This is a genomic window from Pseudoduganella namucuonensis (assembly GCF_900116645.1).
GTDB classification, from domain to species: domain Bacteria; phylum Pseudomonadota; class Gammaproteobacteria; order Burkholderiales; family Burkholderiaceae_D; genus Rugamonas; species Rugamonas namucuonensis.
Map to the genome: position 1 here is coordinate 45023 of NZ_FPBO01000030.1, position 14992 is coordinate 60014.

The 14992-nt window shown below is 66.7% G+C and carries 17 protein-coding genes; 10 read left to right on the plus strand and 7 right to left on the minus strand.

The window, feature by feature from the left end:
* Positions 1 to 86: 86 nt before the first annotated feature.
* The 4 genes from accB to BM436_RS25785 all read right to left on the minus strand — a co-directional run bounded on the left by accB (position 87) and on the right by BM436_RS25785 (position 2327).
* Positions 87 to 554: an acetyl-CoA carboxylase biotin carboxyl carrier protein gene (accB, locus tag BM436_RS25770; protein WP_093558398.1), complete on the minus strand. Its 468-nt coding sequence runs from the start codon at positions 552 to 554 to the stop codon at positions 87 to 89.
* Between the two features lie 79 nt (positions 555 to 633).
* Positions 634 to 1071, minus strand: a complete 438-nt coding sequence (aroQ, locus tag BM436_RS25775; protein WP_093558399.1) for a type II 3-dehydroquinate dehydratase — start codon at positions 1069 to 1071, stop codon at positions 634 to 636.
* Between the two features lie 84 nt (positions 1072 to 1155).
* Positions 1156 to 1701, minus strand: coding sequence for a TlpA family protein disulfide reductase (locus BM436_RS25780; RefSeq protein ID WP_229490730.1), 546 nt, complete (start codon positions 1699 to 1701; stop codon positions 1156 to 1158).
* Positions 1701 to 2327, minus strand: coding sequence for a hypothetical protein (locus BM436_RS25785; protein WP_093558460.1), 627 nt, complete (start codon positions 2325 to 2327; stop codon positions 1701 to 1703). Before BM436_RS25785 ends, BM436_RS25780 begins: the two co-directional genes overlap by 1 nt.
* An 82-nt stretch (positions 2328 to 2409) precedes the next feature.
* Here BM436_RS25785 and mpl point away from each other — a divergent pair, with 82 nt between their 5' ends.
* The 8 genes from mpl (at position 2410) to BM436_RS25825 (ending at position 9984) form a co-directional block, all read left to right on the plus strand.
* The gene (mpl, locus tag BM436_RS25790) at positions 2410 to 3780 is read left to right on the plus strand and encodes a UDP-N-acetylmuramate:L-alanyl-gamma-D-glutamyl-meso-diaminopimelate ligase (protein WP_093558401.1); all 1371 of its coding nucleotides are present in this window, start codon (positions 2410 to 2412) and stop codon (positions 3778 to 3780) included.
* On the plus strand, positions 3777 to 4361 hold the full coding sequence (locus BM436_RS25795; RefSeq protein WP_093558402.1) for a YqiA/YcfP family alpha/beta fold hydrolase: 585 nt from the start codon (positions 3777 to 3779) through the stop codon (positions 4359 to 4361). Before mpl ends, BM436_RS25795 begins: the two co-directional genes overlap by 4 nt.
* Positions 4358 to 4963 carry a chorismate--pyruvate lyase family protein gene (locus tag BM436_RS25800; RefSeq protein WP_093558403.1) on the plus strand — a complete coding sequence of 202 codons (606 nt, stop codon included), beginning with the start codon at positions 4358 to 4360 and terminating at the stop codon, positions 4961 to 4963. Before BM436_RS25795 ends, BM436_RS25800 begins: the two co-directional genes overlap by 4 nt.
* A 2-nt stretch (positions 4964 to 4965) precedes the next feature.
* Positions 4966 to 7035, plus strand: a complete 2070-nt coding sequence (locus tag BM436_RS25805; protein ID WP_093558404.1) for a ribonuclease catalytic domain-containing protein — start codon at positions 4966 to 4968, stop codon at positions 7033 to 7035.
* Positions 7036 to 7121: 86 nt separating this feature from the next.
* Entirely contained in the window at positions 7122 to 8006 is an 885-nt protein-coding gene (locus BM436_RS25810; protein WP_093558405.1) for a TonB family protein, read from the plus strand.
* Positions 8006 to 8836, plus strand: a complete 831-nt coding sequence (aroE, locus tag BM436_RS25815; protein WP_093558406.1) for a shikimate dehydrogenase — start codon at positions 8006 to 8008, stop codon at positions 8834 to 8836. Before BM436_RS25810 ends, aroE begins: the two co-directional genes overlap by 1 nt.
* Positions 8833 to 9555 (plus strand): monofunctional biosynthetic peptidoglycan transglycosylase, encoded by a 723-nt coding sequence (mtgA, locus tag BM436_RS25820; protein WP_093558407.1) that lies wholly within the window; start codon positions 8833 to 8835, stop codon positions 9553 to 9555. The genes aroE and mtgA overlap by 4 nt, the downstream gene beginning before the upstream one ends.
* A gap of 24 nt (positions 9556 to 9579) precedes the next feature.
* The gene (locus BM436_RS25825) at positions 9580 to 9984 is read left to right on the plus strand and encodes a hypothetical protein (RefSeq protein ID WP_093558408.1); all 405 of its coding nucleotides are present in this window, start codon (positions 9580 to 9582) and stop codon (positions 9982 to 9984) included.
* A gap of 40 nt (positions 9985 to 10024) precedes the next feature.
* Here BM436_RS25825 and BM436_RS25830 read toward each other — a convergent pair whose 3' ends face one another.
* Positions 10025 to 11728: a methyl-accepting chemotaxis protein gene (locus BM436_RS25830; protein ID WP_093558409.1), complete on the minus strand. Its 1704-nt coding sequence runs from the start codon at positions 11726 to 11728 to the stop codon at positions 10025 to 10027.
* A 405-nt stretch (positions 11729 to 12133) separates the two neighbouring features.
* Between BM436_RS25830 and corA the strand changes: the two genes are divergently transcribed.
* Complete coding sequence (gene corA, locus BM436_RS25835; RefSeq protein ID WP_093558410.1) at positions 12134 to 13099, plus strand: magnesium/cobalt transporter CorA; 966 nt, start codon at positions 12134 to 12136, stop codon at positions 13097 to 13099.
* 13 nt (positions 13100 to 13112) lie between these two features.
* Here the strand turns inward: corA and BM436_RS25840 are convergent, their stop codons facing one another.
* Positions 13113 to 14024: a LysR family transcriptional regulator gene (locus tag BM436_RS25840; RefSeq protein WP_229490720.1), complete on the minus strand. Its 912-nt coding sequence runs from the start codon at positions 14022 to 14024 to the stop codon at positions 13113 to 13115.
* Positions 14025 to 14124: 100 nt separating this feature from the next.
* Here BM436_RS25840 and BM436_RS25845 point away from each other — a divergent pair, with 100 nt between their 5' ends.
* A complete protein-coding gene (locus BM436_RS25845) occupies positions 14125 to 14688 on the plus strand; it encodes a cysteine hydrolase family protein (RefSeq protein WP_218164930.1) in 564 nt (187 codons plus the stop codon).
* Here the strand turns inward: BM436_RS25845 and BM436_RS25850 are convergent.
* Positions 14669 to 14860, minus strand: a complete 192-nt coding sequence (locus tag BM436_RS25850; RefSeq protein ID WP_093558412.1) for a hypothetical protein — start codon at positions 14858 to 14860, stop codon at positions 14669 to 14671. The genes BM436_RS25845 and BM436_RS25850 overlap by 20 nt on opposite strands.
* Positions 14861 to 14992 lie beyond the last annotated feature (132 nt).

The following is a 14992-nucleotide window of genomic DNA, read 5'->3' on the forward strand; positions in this document are numbered from 1 at the left end:
CTTGGCTCCTGGGTGTAGAGGGGTTGCGGAACCAGATCGGGGCGGCCGGCGATCCCACGGGGACCCGCCATGGCCGCGCGGCCGATTTAGCCGATCACAAACAGGGGTTGGCCGAACTCGACCGGTTGGCCGTTTTCCACCAGGATCTGGGTCACGACGCCGGACTTGTCCGAGTCGATTTCATTGAGCAGCTTCATCGCCTCGATGATGCACAGGGTGTCGCCTTCCTTGACGGTCGCGCCGACCTCGACGAAGGCGGCGGCGCCGGGCGCGGACGAGCGGTAGAAGGTGCCGACCATCGGCGATTTCACCACGTGGCCGGTCGGCTCGGCGGGGGCGGCCGGCACGGCGGCCACGGGGGCGGCGCCGGCCGCCGGCGCCGGGGCGTGGTATTGCGGCTGCATGCCCTGCGGCTGCATCATCACAACCTGGTTCTGCGGCATGGCGGAGGATTTGACGATGCGCACCTTGCTCTCGCCTTCGGTCACTTCGAGTTCTGCGATATCCGATTCGGCGACCAAGTCTATTAAGGTCTTGAGCTTGCGTAGATCCATCTGGGACTCCCTGGGTTCTGTTTTGTGATTGTGGGGCAGCGGCGGTCTCGCCGCTATAAATGCGCGCAGATCGCGTAGATTAACGTTTTTTAATTGCAAAGTCGATGGCTAAGCGATATCCCTCGATGCCGAGGCCGCAGATCGTCCCTTGCGCGATCGCGCTTAAGAATGAATGGTGGCGAAATTCTTCGCGCTGGTAAATGTTCGAAATATGGACTTCGATGAACGGTATCGCCACCCCCGCCAGCGCGTCCCGCAGCGCCACGCTGGTGTGGGTCAAGCCCCCCGGGTTGATGACGATCATGTCCACGCCCTCGCCGCGCGCGGCGTGGACGCGGTCGATCAGCGCCCCCTCGTGGTTGCTCTGGAAACAAGAAAGCTGCGCGCCGGCCGCCGCGGCCTGGGCTTGCGCCGCCTGTTCCACGTCCGCCAGGGTGCTCGCGCCGTACACGCCCGGCTCGCGCGTGCCCAGCAAATTCAGGTTGGGGCCATTCAACAGCAGGATGTTTTTTGCCATGGGTCTGACACCGTTGTCCACAAAAGTTCCGCATTTTGCCGTCAACAGCGACCCTTGGCAAGTAAAAACATATTGCCTAAATTCTCACAACCTTGCAAGATCTGCACGCAACTCGTCGAATTTCAGCCGGCCCAGATAGGTCTTCAGCACTTGCCCGTCGGCGCCGATCAGCACCGTGTAGGGCAGGCCGCCCTGGTTGTTGCCGAACTTGCGCGACAGCTCCGTGCCGCCCATGCCGGCCACGTAGACGGGATAGGAAATTTTGTTCTTCTCGCTAAAATCGGCGATATTGCTCGGCGTATCAATGCCGATGCCGATAACTTGCACGTTCTTGGCGCTAACTTCGGCCTGCAGGCGGGACAGCTCCGGCATCTCCTCCACGCACGGGCCGCACCACGGCGCCCAGAAATTGACCACCAGGTGCCTGCCCTTCCACTGCGCCAGCGCCTGTTTGGCGCCCTTGGCGTCGTTCAGCTGCGCCAGGAACAGTTCGTCGACCGGGCCGCCGGGCTGGACGGCGGCCGCCTTCGGGGCCGGGATGGGCGCTTTTTCTGCCTGCTGGAACCAGGCGCCGGCCGCGGCGCAGCCTATAGCGGCTATCGCGTATATAAGATAGTTCTTTTTGACGATCATATCGCTTCGTGGGTGCTTGCTATTAATAGGGAGCGCACGCCGGCCGCGTCGGCGCGCAGTTGTTTGCCATCGCCGCGCGCCTTGACGGCGCCGCGCAGGTCGTCCAGCTCGTACAGCGCGGCGTGCACGCCCTCCTTGTTCCACAGGAAGCTGACGGTTTCCACGGGCGCGAAGCGCGGGCCCTTGAAATGCGGCGTCTCGGAGATGTCGATGTTGACGTTCTTATTCAGCAGGAAGATCTCGACCTCCTTGGCGCTGTCGGCGAACAGCTGCAGGTGGATGTCGTCGTGCGGCCCGGCGGTGCCGTTCAGCACGGCGCCGGTGAGGTAGGGCTGGAATCGCTCCAGCGCCTCCATCACCTGCAGCGCGACGGTGCGCAGGCGGAACAAGCGGGCCGGCTGGGTGTCGGCGTTGAACAGCGCGTGGTACAGCCGCAGCTCGCCCTCGATCTGATCGTTGTCCGGCAGCGCGTTGCTGTTGGCCTGCGACTCGCCCAGGATCTGGCGCGCCGCCTTGCGTTTCGCCGTCAGGTAGTCGTGGCCGTCCTGCGCGATCAGCCGCGCGGCGGCCGCCGCGATCTCCGCGCGCAACAGTTGGACTTCATCGAAATGGGGGGACGTCATGACCGTGATCATACTCTGAACCGGAAGAGGCCACCTGTCAGGTAAAATCGCACTCTTGATCCAACGCTTGCGCACTCTCAACATGCATATTCATATATTAGGTATTTGCGGCACCTTCATGGGCGGCCTCGCCGTGCTGGCCAAGGAGGCGGGCCACCGCGTCACCGGCTGCGACGCCAATGTCTATCCCCCCATGAGCACCCAGCTGGAAGCCCAGGGCATCGAACTGATCCAGGGTTTCGGGCCGGAGCAGGTGGCGCTCGATCCGGATCTGTATGTAATAGGCAACGTCGTCTCGCGCGGCAACCCGCTGGTCGAGGAAATCCTGAACCGCAGCCTGCCCTACGTGTCCGGCCCGCAATGGATCGGCGAGCACATCCTGCGCGACAAATGGGTGCTGGCCGTGGCCGGCACGCACGGCAAGACCACCACCTCGGCCATGCTGGCCTGGATCCTGGAGGACGCCGGCTACGCGCCCGGCTTCCTGATCGGCGGCGTGCCGATGAACTTCGGCGTCTCGGCCCGCCTCGCGGGTCCGGGCGCGGAGTCCGACTTCTTCGTCATCGAGGCGGACGAGTACGACACCGCCTTCTTCGACAAGCGCAGCAAGTTCGTGCACTACCACGCCAAGACGGCCGTGCTGAACAACCTGGAGTACGACCACGCCGACATCTTCCCCGACTTGGGCGCCATCGAAACCCAGTTCCACCACCTGGTGCGCACCGTGCCGGGCATCGGCCGCGTGATCGCCAACGCCAACGAGCCGGCCCTGGACCGCGTGCTCCAGCGCGGCTGCTGGAGCGAGCGCGAGCGCTTCGGCGACGCCGACGGCGCCGCCTGGCGCGTGCGCGAGCACGCCGATGGCGGCTTCGACGTGCTGTTCAACGGCGACACCGCCGGCACCGTGCGCTGGGAGCTGACCGGCAAGCACAACCGTTTGAACGCGCTGGCCGCCATCGCCGCCGCGCGCCACGTCGGCGTGCCGATCGCGCAGGCGGCCGAGGCGCTGGGCCGCTTCGTCAGCGTCAAGCGCCGCATGGAGGTGCGCGGCGTGGTCGGCGGCGTCACCGTCTACGACGACTTCGCCCACCATCCCACCGCCATCGCCACCACCGTCGGCGGCCTGCGTCAAAAGCTGGGCAAGGACGGTCGCATCCTCGCCGTGCTGGAGCCCCGCTCCAACACCATGAAGCTGGGCGCGATGAAGGACGCGCTGCCCGGCAGCCTGGTGGACGCCGACCTGGTGTTCGGCTTCGGCAGTGAAAAGGCGCTGGGCTGGAGCCTGGCCGCGGCGCTCGCGCCCATGGGCGCCACCGCCACCGCCCACGAGGACATCGACGCCATGGTGCGCGCCATCGTCGCGCAGGCGCGGCCGGGCGACCACGTCGTCGTCATGAGCAACGGCGGCTTCGGCGGCGTGCACCAGAAACTGCTCGAGGCGCTGGCCCGATGATCCTGTACCTGCACGGATTCCGCTCGTCCCCGCTGTCGATGAAGGCCCGCCTGCTGGGCGCGCGCATGGCCGAACTGGGCCGCGGCGCCGACTATGTCTGCCCGCAACTGCCGGCCTCGCCGAAGCTGGCGATGGAACTGGCGCTGTCGCTGGTGGACGGCGTGCCCGCGGGCGAGCTCGCCATCGTCGGCTCCTCGCTGGGCGGCTATTACGCGACCTGGATGGCCGAGCGCCTCGGCTGCCGCGCGGCGCTGCTGAACCCGGCCATCGTGCCGCAGCTCAGCCTGGACCAGCACGTGGGCGTCACCACCGCGTTCCACTCGGACCAGCCCTTCGAATTCAAGCGCGAGTATATAGCGGAGTTGCGCGCGCTGGCCGTGCCGGCGATCACCCGGCCCGAACGCTACTTCCTGCTGGCCGCGACCGGCGACGAAGTGCTGGACTACCGCGACATGGTGGCGCACTATGCCCATGCGCGCCAACACGTGATACAGGGCGGCGACCACGGCATCGGCGAATTCGCCGACCACATGGACGAGGTGCTGGCCTTCTGCGGCGTGGACCTTGGCGGTGCGCGGTGAAGGGCCGCTCGCTGCGGCAGGCCCTGTGGCATCCGCACGTGAACGCCGTCAACGCGCCGCCGCGGCTGGCGCGCTGGCTGACCGCCGGCGGCTCGCTGACCGCCATGCTGAGGGAGCACAGCGCGGCCTTCCGCGTGCAGAAGCTGCACCAGCGGCCGGCGCTGTGCCTGAACGACGAGGCGGCCGTGATCGGCCTGCACCGCTCCAGCCGCGTGATGGAACGCGAGGTCTTGCTGCGGTGTGATAATACGCCCGTGGTGTTCGGCCACACGGTGGTGCCGATGACGGCGACCGCCAGCGACTGGCCGGCCTTCAGCTCGCTGGGCGAGCGCTCGCTGGGCAGCACGCTGTTCGGCGATCCGCGCGTGCGGCGCGGCGGACTGGAGTTCGCCCGCCTGCGCGCCAGCCACCCGCTGGCCAAGCGCGTGCGCGCGGCGGCGGGATCGCCGGGGGCGGACGACGCCGATGAGGCGATAATGTATGCAAGGCGCTGCCTATACCGGCGCCACAATGGATTGCTGCTGGTGACCGAGGTATTCTTGCCATCGGTGCTGAAGCTGGTGAAAGCCGGTGCGATCGCGACTTTTGAGAACAGAACATAATAATGAACGTATTTTTTGAAGAATCCGGCGATTTCAAGGTCGGCACCGTACTGTCCACCGCCGGCGAGGCCCACCAGGTGGAGATGGCCAGCGGCAAGCGCACCAAGGTCAAGACCAAGGACGTGCTGCTGCAATATGAAAAGCCCACCCCCGGCGAACTGCAGGAGCAGGCCAGGGCCGTCGCCGCCGAGATCGACCTGGAATTCCTGTGGGAAGTGGCCGGCGAGGACGAGTTCGGCTTCGCCGAGCTGGGCGCCGAGTACTTCGGCCACGCGCCGCTGCCCTTCGAGGCGGCCGGCCTGATCCTGGCGCTGCACAACGCGCCCATCTATTTCTATAAGAAGGGCCGCGGCCGCTACAAGAAGGCGCCCGAGCAATCGCTGCGCGCCGCGCTGGCCGGCATCGAGAAGAAGAAACAGCAGGCGCTGGTGCAAGCCCAGTACGTGGAGGAGCTGAAGGCGAACAAGCTGCCGGCCTCCATGCAGCACATCGTCCAGCAACTGCTGTTCAAGCCGGACAAGAACACCATCGAATACAAGGCGCTGGAGGCGGCCTGCAACGAGCTGCGCCAGAGCCCGCAGCGCCTGATGCTGGCCGTCGGCGGGGTCGCCTCGCCGAAGGACCTGCACATGTCGAAGTTCCTGTTCGAGAACTTCCCCAAGGGCGCGGGCTTCCCGGACGTGCCGGTGCCGAAGGCGCCGTCCAACCTGCCGCTGGCGGCCGTCGAGGCCTTCTCCATCGACGACGTGACCACCACCGAGATCGACGACGCCTTCTCCATCACCCACCTGGCGGACGGCAAGCTGCGCGTGGGCATCCACATCGCCGCGCCCGGCCTGGGCATCCGCCCGGACGACGCGGTCGACAAGATGGCGCGCGCGCGCATGTCCACCGTCTACATGCCGGGCGATAAGATCACCATGCTGCCGGACGCCATCGTCGAGGCCTTCACCCTGGCCGAGGGCAAGACCTGCCCGGCGCTGTCGCTGTACGCCACCCTGGACCCGGCCGACTGGAGCGTCGTGGGCACCGAGACCCGCGCCGAGATGGTGCCGATCGCCAACAACCTGCGCCACAACGACCTGGACGACCTGGTCAACGAGGAAACCCTGGCCAGCGGCGAAGGCGAGTACCCGCGCAAGGCCGAGCTGGCGCTGCTGTGGCAATGGGCGCTGCAGCTGGAGGCCGGCCGCATGAAGAAGCGCGAGGCCTTCGGCCTGAAGCCGGAGCAGAACAACCGCGTGGACTTCAACTTCTACGTCGAGGACGACGTGGTCACCATCTCGCGCCGCAAGCGCGGCGCGCCGCTGGACAAGATCGTGGCCGAGCTGATGATCTTCGCCAACAGCACCTGGGGCAAGCTGATGCACGACAACGGCGTGCCCGGCATCTACCGCAGCCAGGGCGCGGGCGGCTGGGCCGCCAAGATGCAGGTGCGCATGCTGACGCAGGCCGCGCCGCACCAGGGCCTGGGTGTGGACCAGTACGCGTGGAGCACCTCGCCGCTGCGCCGCTACACCGACCTGGTCAACCAGTGGCAGATCCTGGCCGTGGCCGAGAAGGGCGTGGCCGCGCCCTTCGTGGCGCCGTTCAAGCACAAGGACGCCAACCTGTTCGCCATCGTCTCCGCCTTCGACGCGGCCTACTCGGCCTATAACGACTTCCAGGGCAATATGGAGCGCTATTGGTGCCTGCGCTGGCTGGGCCAGGAGGGCGCCAAGCGCGTGGACGCCGTGGTGCTGAAGGACGAGGTGCTGCGCCTGACCGAGATTCCGTTGATCATCCGCCTGGCCGGCATGCCGCCGGCCGCCCGCGGCGCCCAGGTCAAGCTGGACGTCATCGGCTGGGACGAGGTCGAACTGGGCGTCGAGGCGCGCCTGCTGGAGATCGTGGCCGCGCCCGCCGCCGACTTGGGCGAGGAGGAGGAAGAGGAGGCAGCCGAGGGCGCCGACGCGTCCGCCGACGCCGACGCCGCGGCCGATCCCGCCGCCCCGCCGGACGACCAGGCCGAAATCGCCGAGCTCGCCAGTGAAACGGCCGTCACCGAACCGGCCCCGGAACAAACCACGTAGGGCGGGGTAAGCAAAGCGCAGCCCGCCATGGCGCCGTCCGCGGCCATGGCATCGTCAATCCAGCAACCTGACTCAATCGAAACCGCGTGAAGTCCTTCAAAGAAAACCGCTTCCTGTACCTGGCCCTCGGCGTCTCGCTGGTGGTCCACGGCGCGTTGCTGGCGGTGAACTTCGTGGCGCCCAGGAACTTCAAGGTCGAGCCGACCGATCCCGGCCTGGAAGTCATCCTGGTCAACGCCAAGCACGCGAAAAAGCCGCTGAAGGCGGACGTGCTGGCGCAGGCCAACCTGGACGGCGGCGGCAGCGCCGACGCGGGCCGCGCCAAGTCGCCGCTGCCGGACATGCGCAAGAACGAGACCGGCGAAAGCGTGAAGGCCACCAAGCGCCGCATCGCCGAGCTGGAGGAGCGCCAGCAAAACCTGCTGACCCAGGTGCGCAAGACGCCGTTCGCCGCCGCGCCGGTCACCGAGAAGAGCAAGCCCGACCCGAAGCCCACCGGCGCCGACCTGATCGACAGCAGCAAGGCCATCGCCCGCATGGCCGCCGAGATCACGCAGACCATCGACGACCAGAACAAGCGGCCGAAGAAAACCTTCATCACGCCCAGCACGCGCGAGGTCGGCTACGCCATGTATTACAAGCAGATGCAGCGTCGCGTGGAGGAGATCGGCACGCTGAACTTCCCGCAGAAGAATGGCCGCAAGCTGTACGGCGAGCTGGTGCTGCACATCCCCATCTTCCAGGACGGCAGCATCTACGAGAAGGATGGCGGGGTGCGGGTGGACCGCAGTTCGGGCAACGCCGCGCTGGACGCGGCCGCCGTCGCCATCGTGCGCCGCGCCGCGCCCTTCGGCAAGTTCCCGCCCAACATGCTGTCGGACGAGCGGGACGACCTCTGGATCATCACCACCAGTTTTAAATTCACACGGGAAGAGAAAATGGAAGCCAACCTGAGCGGCGGAGCGAATTGATGGACCGAACTGTTGACAAGTACTGCGTTTTCGGCAACCCCATCGCCCACAGCAAGTCGCCCGACATCCACGCCGCCTACGCCGCCCAGACCGGCCAGGCGCTGAGCTACGACAAGCGCCTGGCGCCGCTGGACGGCTTCGCCGCCGCCGTGCGCGACTTCATCGCCGAGGGCGGCAAGGGCGCCAACGTCACCGTGCCGTTCAAGCTGGAGGCCCACAAGCTGGCCCGCGCGCTGACCATGCGCGCGCAGGCGGCGGGCGCCGTCAACACGCTGTTGTTCACGGACGAGGGCATCGTCGGCGACAACACCGACGGCGCCGGGCTGGTGACGGACATCGTCGTCAACGCCGGCGTGCCGGTCACCGGCAAGCGCGTGCTGCTGCTGGGCGCGGGCGGCGCGGCGCGCGGCGTGGTGCTGCCGCTGCTGGAGCACAACCCCGCCCAGTTGACCATCGCCAACCGCACGGTCGCCACCGCCGAGGCGCTGGTGGCGCAGTTCGCCGCGCTGTCCAGCGGCGCGGCCTTGTCCGCCCGCGGTTACGCCGGGGTGCAAGGCCAATACGATATCGTCGTCAACGCCACCTCCGCCAGCCTGAGCGCGGACTTGCCTCCCGTGCCGCCCTCCGTGTTCGCCCCCGGCGCGCTGGCGCTGGACATGATGTACGGCAAGGAGCCGACCGTGTTCATGCGCTTCGCCGCCGAGCACGGCGCGATCGCGCGCGACGGCCTGGGCATGCTGGTCGAACAGGCGGCCGAGGCCTTCCTCGCGTGGCGCGGCGTGCGTCCGCACACCACCGAGGTACTGGCCCGGCTGCGCGCGACGCTATGACAACGGCGCGCAAACCTGCCGCGTCCGGTGGCAAGTGGCGCTGGGTCAAATGGCTGTTCATCGTCCCCGCGCTGCTGTTCATCGGCGTGCAGCTGTATTTCCTGATCCAGATCTGGTGGTGGGTGGACCACAACCCCACCATGACCTCGTTCATGCGCGAACAGCAGTCGGCGCTGCGCGAAAAGAACCCCAAGGCCAACATCCAGCAGCAGTGGGTGCCGTACAAGCGCATCTCGGGCAACCTGAAGCGGGCCATCATCGCCTCCGAGGACGCCAATTTCTCCGACCACGAGGGCGTGGACTGGGAGGCGCTGCAAAAGGCCTATGAGAAGAACAGCAAGAAGAAGAAGGTCGTGTCCGGCGGTTCCACCATCACCCAGCAGCTGGCCAAGAACCTGTTCCTGTCCGGCTCGCGCAGCTACCTGCGCAAGGGCCAGGAGCTGATCATCACTTATATGCTGGAGGCGCTGATGGACAAGGAGCGCATCTTCGAGATCTACCTGAACGTGGTGGAATTCGGCAAGGGCATCTTCGGCGCCGAGGCGGCCGCCCGGCACTATTACCGCACCAGCGCCGCCAACCTGGGCGCCGCGCAGGCGGCCAAGCTGGCCGTGATGCTGCCCAATCCGCGCTATTACGACGCCCATCGCGACACCAACTACCTGGCCCGCCGCACCGGCGTGATTCTCAGACGCATGGGCTCGGCTGAGTTACCATAAGGCATTACAACTGGGGAGGTCGACATGATGCAACGCCAGCGTGGCTTGAGCCTGATCGCGGTCGCATTGCTGATGGGCGGGCTGGCCGCCGCCGTGATGGCGGCGCTGTTTTCCATGCGCCACGAGCGCAACCTGTTCGCCGAGGGGGCGGACAAGCTGATGAGGAAGAGCGGCGCCGAGGCCGTCGTGAAGCAGGCGGCGCCGGCGGCGGCCCCGGCCGCGCCGCTGCGCCGCTGCGTCATCGACGGCCGGACGGTGGTCTCGAACACCGAGTGCAAGGACGGCAATCCGACCAGCAAAACCATCCAGGTGCGCGAGACCCGCGGCATCGAGGCGCCCAGGGTTCCCAAGCCCGATCCGGCCGAATCCGGCGCGCCTTCGCTGCGCGAGAAGATGATCAACCAGGGCGTGGAAAAGGCCACCCGCTAAGCCGCGGGCGGCCGGTGTGGCGCCGCCGGACGGCAGCCGCTTAAAACTCTTCCCACTCGTCGATGGCGGCCGGCGTGCTGGCGACCTGCTTCACCGGCGCCGCGCGCCGCGCCGGGTGGCTTGCCGGGCGAGCGGAGGATGGTTGCGCGGCGCTACCGGCCCGCCGGCCGGCCGTCATTGGCGGCGCCGTGCCCGCCACGCCCTGGTCGACCTTGAATTGGCTGACCGCGCGCGCCAGGCTGGCGGCCTGGTCCTGCAGCGCGCCGGCCGCCGCCGCCGCCTGCTCCACCAGCGCCGCGTTCTGCTGGGTCGTCCGGTCCATCTGCGTGATGGCATGGTTGATCTGCTCGATGCCCGAGGTCTGCTCCTGGGTGGCGGCGGTGATCTCGGCCATGATGTCGGCCACGCCTTTGATGCTGTCGACGACGGCCCGCATGGTCGAGCCGGCCTCGTCCACCAGCTTGGCGCCGCTGTCGACCTGTTCCACCGAATCGCCGATCAGCGTCTTGATCTCCTTGGCCGCCGCCGCCGAGCGCTGCGCCAGATTGCGCACCTCGGAGGCCACCACCGCGAAGCCGCGCCCCTGTTCCCCGGCGCGCGCCGCCTCGACCGCCGCGTTCAGCGCCAGGATGTTGGTCTGGAAGGCGATGCCGTCGATGACGCTGATGATGTCGACGATCTTGCGCGACGAGGCGTTGATCGAACCCATGGTGTCGACCACCTGCGACACCACCACGCCGCCCTTGACCGCCACCTCGGAGGCCATGATCGCCAGCTGGTTGGCCTGGCGCGCGTTGTCCGCGTTCTGCTTGACGGTGGCGGTTAATTCCTCCATGGACGAGGAGGTTTCCTGCAGGGAGCCGGCCTGTTGCTCGGTGCGCGCGGACAAGTCCTGGTTGCCGCTGGCGATCTGTTCGGAGGCGGTGGCGATGGTGTGGGTGCCACCGCGCACGTCGGCTATCATCCTGCTCAGGTTGTCGCGCATGGACTGCATCGCGAACAGGATGCTGCCCCGGTCGCCTTCGCCGGTGACGATGTCGACGGCCAGGTCGCCCGCCGCGATGCGGTCCACCACCGCGACCACATAGTCCGGCTCGCCTCCGAGCTGGGACAGCAAGCCGCGCACCACCAGCAAACCCAGCGCCACGGCGATCAGGGCGACGGCCGCGACCACGCCGGCCGAGATGTGGCGGGTGGCGCTGGCGGCCGCTTGCTGGCTCTCGAAGCGCGCCAGCGCCGCCGCCTGAACCGTCTGCTTCATGTCGGCCAGGATGGTGAAGACGCGGTTGGCGTTGTCCTTCACCTCCAGGCGGTTCACTTCCGCGCCGCCCTTGATGTCGCCCTGCTCGATCAGCTGGACTTGATGCGTCATCCCGGCCTGCATTTTCCGGTACGCGTCCTGCAGTGCCTTGATGGTATCCTGCCGGGCGCCCTGGCTGGCCGCGGCCAGCCTGCCGATCGCGTTGTCGGCCTTGGCGAAGCGGTCGGCGTTCTCGTTCTTCCAGGCGGCGATGGATGCCTGGTCCCCGATGGCGATCATGCGCAGAATATTGATGTCCACCCTGGTCAGCAAGCCGTCGATCTCGCCGACGACGGCGGTTTGTTGCAAATCGACGCGATACATGGCGTCCAGTTCGTCCGACGACCGCTGTAGCCGGGTAAGGAAGAACAGGCCCAGTGCGAGTTGCATCAGGAGGATGATGGCGATAACGCCAAGGAACTTCTTGCGTACGCTTAGTTTCATAAATTCTCTATCCTTTGTTGTGGCGGTCATCCCCTCGGGAGGCGCGCGATTGTTTTCGTCAGGATTGTCCGAGCTGGTCCAAGGCTCGACATCGGCACACGCGCGATGGGCCCCGTCTCGGCGGATGCTGGCGGGCTATGAACGCTAACCCAATCGTTGGACGGGCAACATCAGCGCATTCCGAAACGCTGGTAGGGATATCCTTATGCGTGCCGCCCCCGGCCGGCTGCCGGGGAGGGCGCACCCGCCGCCCCGCTTGCCCCGGCCCGGCCCCGGCTTTTTGCCCCTGCTCCGGGTAAAAATTCCAACGCAAGGGTGGCCTGCAAAACGGCTTTGCGGGTACACTTGCGCTGTTTCATTTTCTGCGCTTGCGGGCGCCCGGACCCCAGTTGGCTGAGAGTGCCTATGATCAATGTTTTCGTCTTACAAAATGGCCGTCTCAACCAGGTTCCCATCGAGACCCGCGACGATCTGGAGAAAGCCGAGCCGGTATGGGTCGACCTGACCGATCCGAACGACGATGAGCGTCTGTGGGTCAAGGCCATTTACGGCGTGACGCTGCCGGGCGAAGACGAAGTCAAGGACATCGAGGCGTCGGCCCGCTACTACGAGGCGGAAAACGGCGACCTGCACCTGCGCACCGACTTCCTGCTGGAAGAGGACGACGGCCCGTCGCGCATCGTCACCGTGGCCTTCATTCTGGCCAAGAAAATGCTGTTCTCCGTCCACACGGACGATCTGCCGGTGTTCCGCCTGGTGCGCATGCGCGCCCGCTCGCGTCCCGGCTCCATCGCCGACTACATGGACGTGCTGCTGGACCTGTACGCGACCGACGCCGAATACTCGGCGGACGCGCTTGAGGGCATCTACCAGAACCTGGAGGAAGTGTCCGGCCGCGTGCTGCAGGAGGAATTCACCGACAAGGACGCGGCCGACGCCCTGAGCGCCATCGCGCACGAGGAGGACTTGAACGGCCGCATCCGCCGCAACATGATGGACACGCGCCGCGCGGTCAGCTTCCTGATGCGGGGGCGGCTGCTCAATTCCGAGCAATTCGAGGAGGCGCGCCAGATCCTGCGCGACATCGAATCGCTGGACGGCCACACCTCTTTCCTGTTCGATAAGATCAACTTCCTGATGGACGCCACGGTCGGCTTCATCAACATCAACCAGAATAAGATCATCAAGATCTTCTCGGTGGCCAGCGTCGCCTTCCTGCCGCCGACCCTGATCGCCAGCGTCTACGGCATGAACTTCGACAGCATCCCCGAGCTGAAATGGGCCCTGGGTTACCCGTGGGCCTGGGGCTTGATGATCACCAGCGCCATCGCCCCCTTCCTGTACTTCCGCCACCGCGGCTGGCTGAAATAAGCCGGCAAAGCGCCTACTCCAGCAGTCCTTTGCGGTAGGCCTCGCTCTGCCGCTGCAACGCCGGGTTGGCGAGATAGCGTATCAGCGCCCGAGCGGCCGGCTCGCGCGCCGTCGCGGGCATCGCCGCGATGGCGAATTGGCGCCGCGCCGGGATCGGCAGCGGCATCGTCTGCACGCCGTCCGGCAGCGGATGGACCGCCAGCCGGGGCAGGATCGAATAGCCGAGCCCGCGCGCGGCCAGGGCGGCGATGCTGCTGTCGGTCGCCAGCGTGCGCGCCGGCGGCGCGGCGAATCCCGCCTCCCGGCAGCGCGCCGCGACGCCCAGCGCCCCGGCGCAATCGAGCTGGATATACGGCAGGCCGTCGAGCTGCTCCCAGCTCAGCGGGGCGCGCAAGGCGAGGGACCCGGGCGCCACCAGCACATAGGAATCCGCCACATAATCCCGCGTCCGCAAGCCGGCGCCCGCCGGCAGCTGCACGATGGCGACATCGGCCCGCCCGTCCCGCAAGGCCTGGGCCAGCGCGTCGCGCTCCTCGAAGCCGTCGTCGACATCCACCCGCAGGCCGGGATGGTCGGCCTCCAGCGCCGCCAGCGCCGACGGCAGCAAGTGGGTGCTCACACTGCGGAAGCAGGCCAGCCGCAGATGGCCCGCGACCGCGGCGTCCTCCCGCGCCGCGTCTCCCAGGCTGGCGGCCAGGCGCAGGATCTGGCGCGCGGTGGCCAGCACCCGGTGCCCGGCGTCGGTGGGCGTGCAGCCGCTGCGCGAGCGGTGCAGCAGGCGCTGGCCCAATGTGTTTTCCAGTTCGCCTATGCCGTGGCTGACGCGCGATTGCGTGCAGTCCAGCGCCGCCGCCGCGCCGCCGAAACTGCCCTCGTCCGCCACCGCCACCAGCATTTCCAGCTGATTCAACTTGGGTTTGGTCATCGAAATCCTTCATGGATAAGCGCCAACTATAGGGTATTTCGGTTGCGGGGCAAAGCCCCGGCGGACGAAGATGGGGTTTTACAACCCGAGGGAGTGCGAAATGGACAAGGCGGTTTTGATAGTGGTGGACGTGCAGCAGGCATTCAATGATCCCCGCTGGGGACAGCGCAATAATCCAATGGCGGAAGAAAACATCGCCGCCTTGCTGGCGGCCTGGCGCAAAGCCGGCCAGCCGCTGATCCACGTGCATCACCGCTCGCGCGATTCGAAAGGCCTGTTTCATTCGGATGCGCCGGGCGCCAAGGTCAAACCCGAGGCTGTGCCCTTGCCGGGTGAAACGGTTATTTACAAACAGGTGAACAGTTCTTTTATCGGCACCGATCTGGAACAACGCCTGCGCGCGATGGGCGCGCCAACCGTGGTGGTGTGTGGAATAACGACCGACCATTGCGTTTCCACCACCGCCAGAATGGCGGGCAATCTGGATTTCACGACCTTGATTATCTCCGACGCCACCGCGACTTTCGAACGGACCGGGCCGGATGGCCGTCATTATTCGGCCGAATTGATGCATGACACCGCGCTGGCCAGCGTAAATGGGGAATTCGCGGAAGTGGTGGATACCGCCACCGTGCTTGCCCGTCTCAAGCCACGCGCGGATTGAAATCGAATGGCGGTTTGCCGCGCGCCAGGCAGGCGGTATTCGCGGCATCTATAAAATCGTCCAGATTGAAACCGCCGGCCCAAAGCTGGCTTTGCAATCCCTCGACGATGGATTCGACCTGCACCGCCTGCTCCTCCACCGCCGAATTGGCGGGATTGTGCACCTTGGCCATCACGAATTGCGCGCGTCCGCGCCCAGCGCGACCTGGCCAGAAACGGCCCCGGCGGCCCTGGTTCGCCTCCCGCGCACTCAAAACTGGCTTGAACGCGCCAGATTCTGGCTTGATTCGGGCGGATCGCGCCCC

Bases quoted from the DNA above. Each gene is read 5' to 3' on its own strand.
- BM436_RS25845 (WP_218164930.1), top strand. From the start codon at position 14,125: ATGGACAAGGCGGTTTTGATAGTGGTGGACGTGCAGCAGGCATTCAAT.
- aroQ (WP_093558399.1), bottom strand. From the start codon at position 1,071: ATGGCAAAAAACATCCTGCTGTTGAATGGCCCCAACCTGAATTTGCTG.
- BM436_RS25805 (WP_093558404.1), top strand. From the start codon at position 4,966: ATGAACGTATTTTTTGAAGAATCCGGCGATTTCAAGGTCGGCACCGTA.
- mpl (WP_093558401.1), top strand. From the start codon at position 2,410: ATGCATATTCATATATTAGGTATTTGCGGCACCTTCATGGGCGGCCTC.
- BM436_RS25825 (WP_093558408.1), top strand. From the start codon at position 9,580: ATGATGCAACGCCAGCGTGGCTTGAGCCTGATCGCGGTCGCATTGCTG.
- BM436_RS25785 (WP_093558460.1), bottom strand. From the start codon at position 2,327: ATGACGTCCCCCCATTTCGATGAAGTCCAACTGTTGCGCGCGGAGATC.
- BM436_RS25830 (WP_093558409.1), bottom strand. From the start codon at position 11,728: ATGAAACTAAGCGTACGCAAGAAGTTCCTTGGCGTTATCGCCATCATC.
- aroE (WP_093558406.1), top strand. From the start codon at position 8,006: ATGGACCGAACTGTTGACAAGTACTGCGTTTTCGGCAACCCCATCGCC.
- BM436_RS25850 (WP_093558412.1), bottom strand. From the start codon at position 14,860: ATGGCCAAGGTGCACAATCCCGCCAATTCGGCGGTGGAGGAGCAGGCG.
- BM436_RS25795 (WP_093558402.1), top strand. From the start codon at position 3,777: ATGATCCTGTACCTGCACGGATTCCGCTCGTCCCCGCTGTCGATGAAG.
- BM436_RS25840 (WP_229490720.1), bottom strand. From the start codon at position 14,024: ATGACCAAACCCAAGTTGAATCAGCTGGAAATGCTGGTGGCGGTGGCG.
- accB (WP_093558398.1), bottom strand. From the start codon at position 554: ATGGATCTACGCAAGCTCAAGACCTTAATAGACTTGGTCGCCGAATCG.
- corA (WP_093558410.1), top strand. From the start codon at position 12,134: ATGATCAATGTTTTCGTCTTACAAAATGGCCGTCTCAACCAGGTTCCC.
- mtgA (WP_093558407.1), top strand. From the start codon at position 8,833: ATGACAACGGCGCGCAAACCTGCCGCGTCCGGTGGCAAGTGGCGCTGG.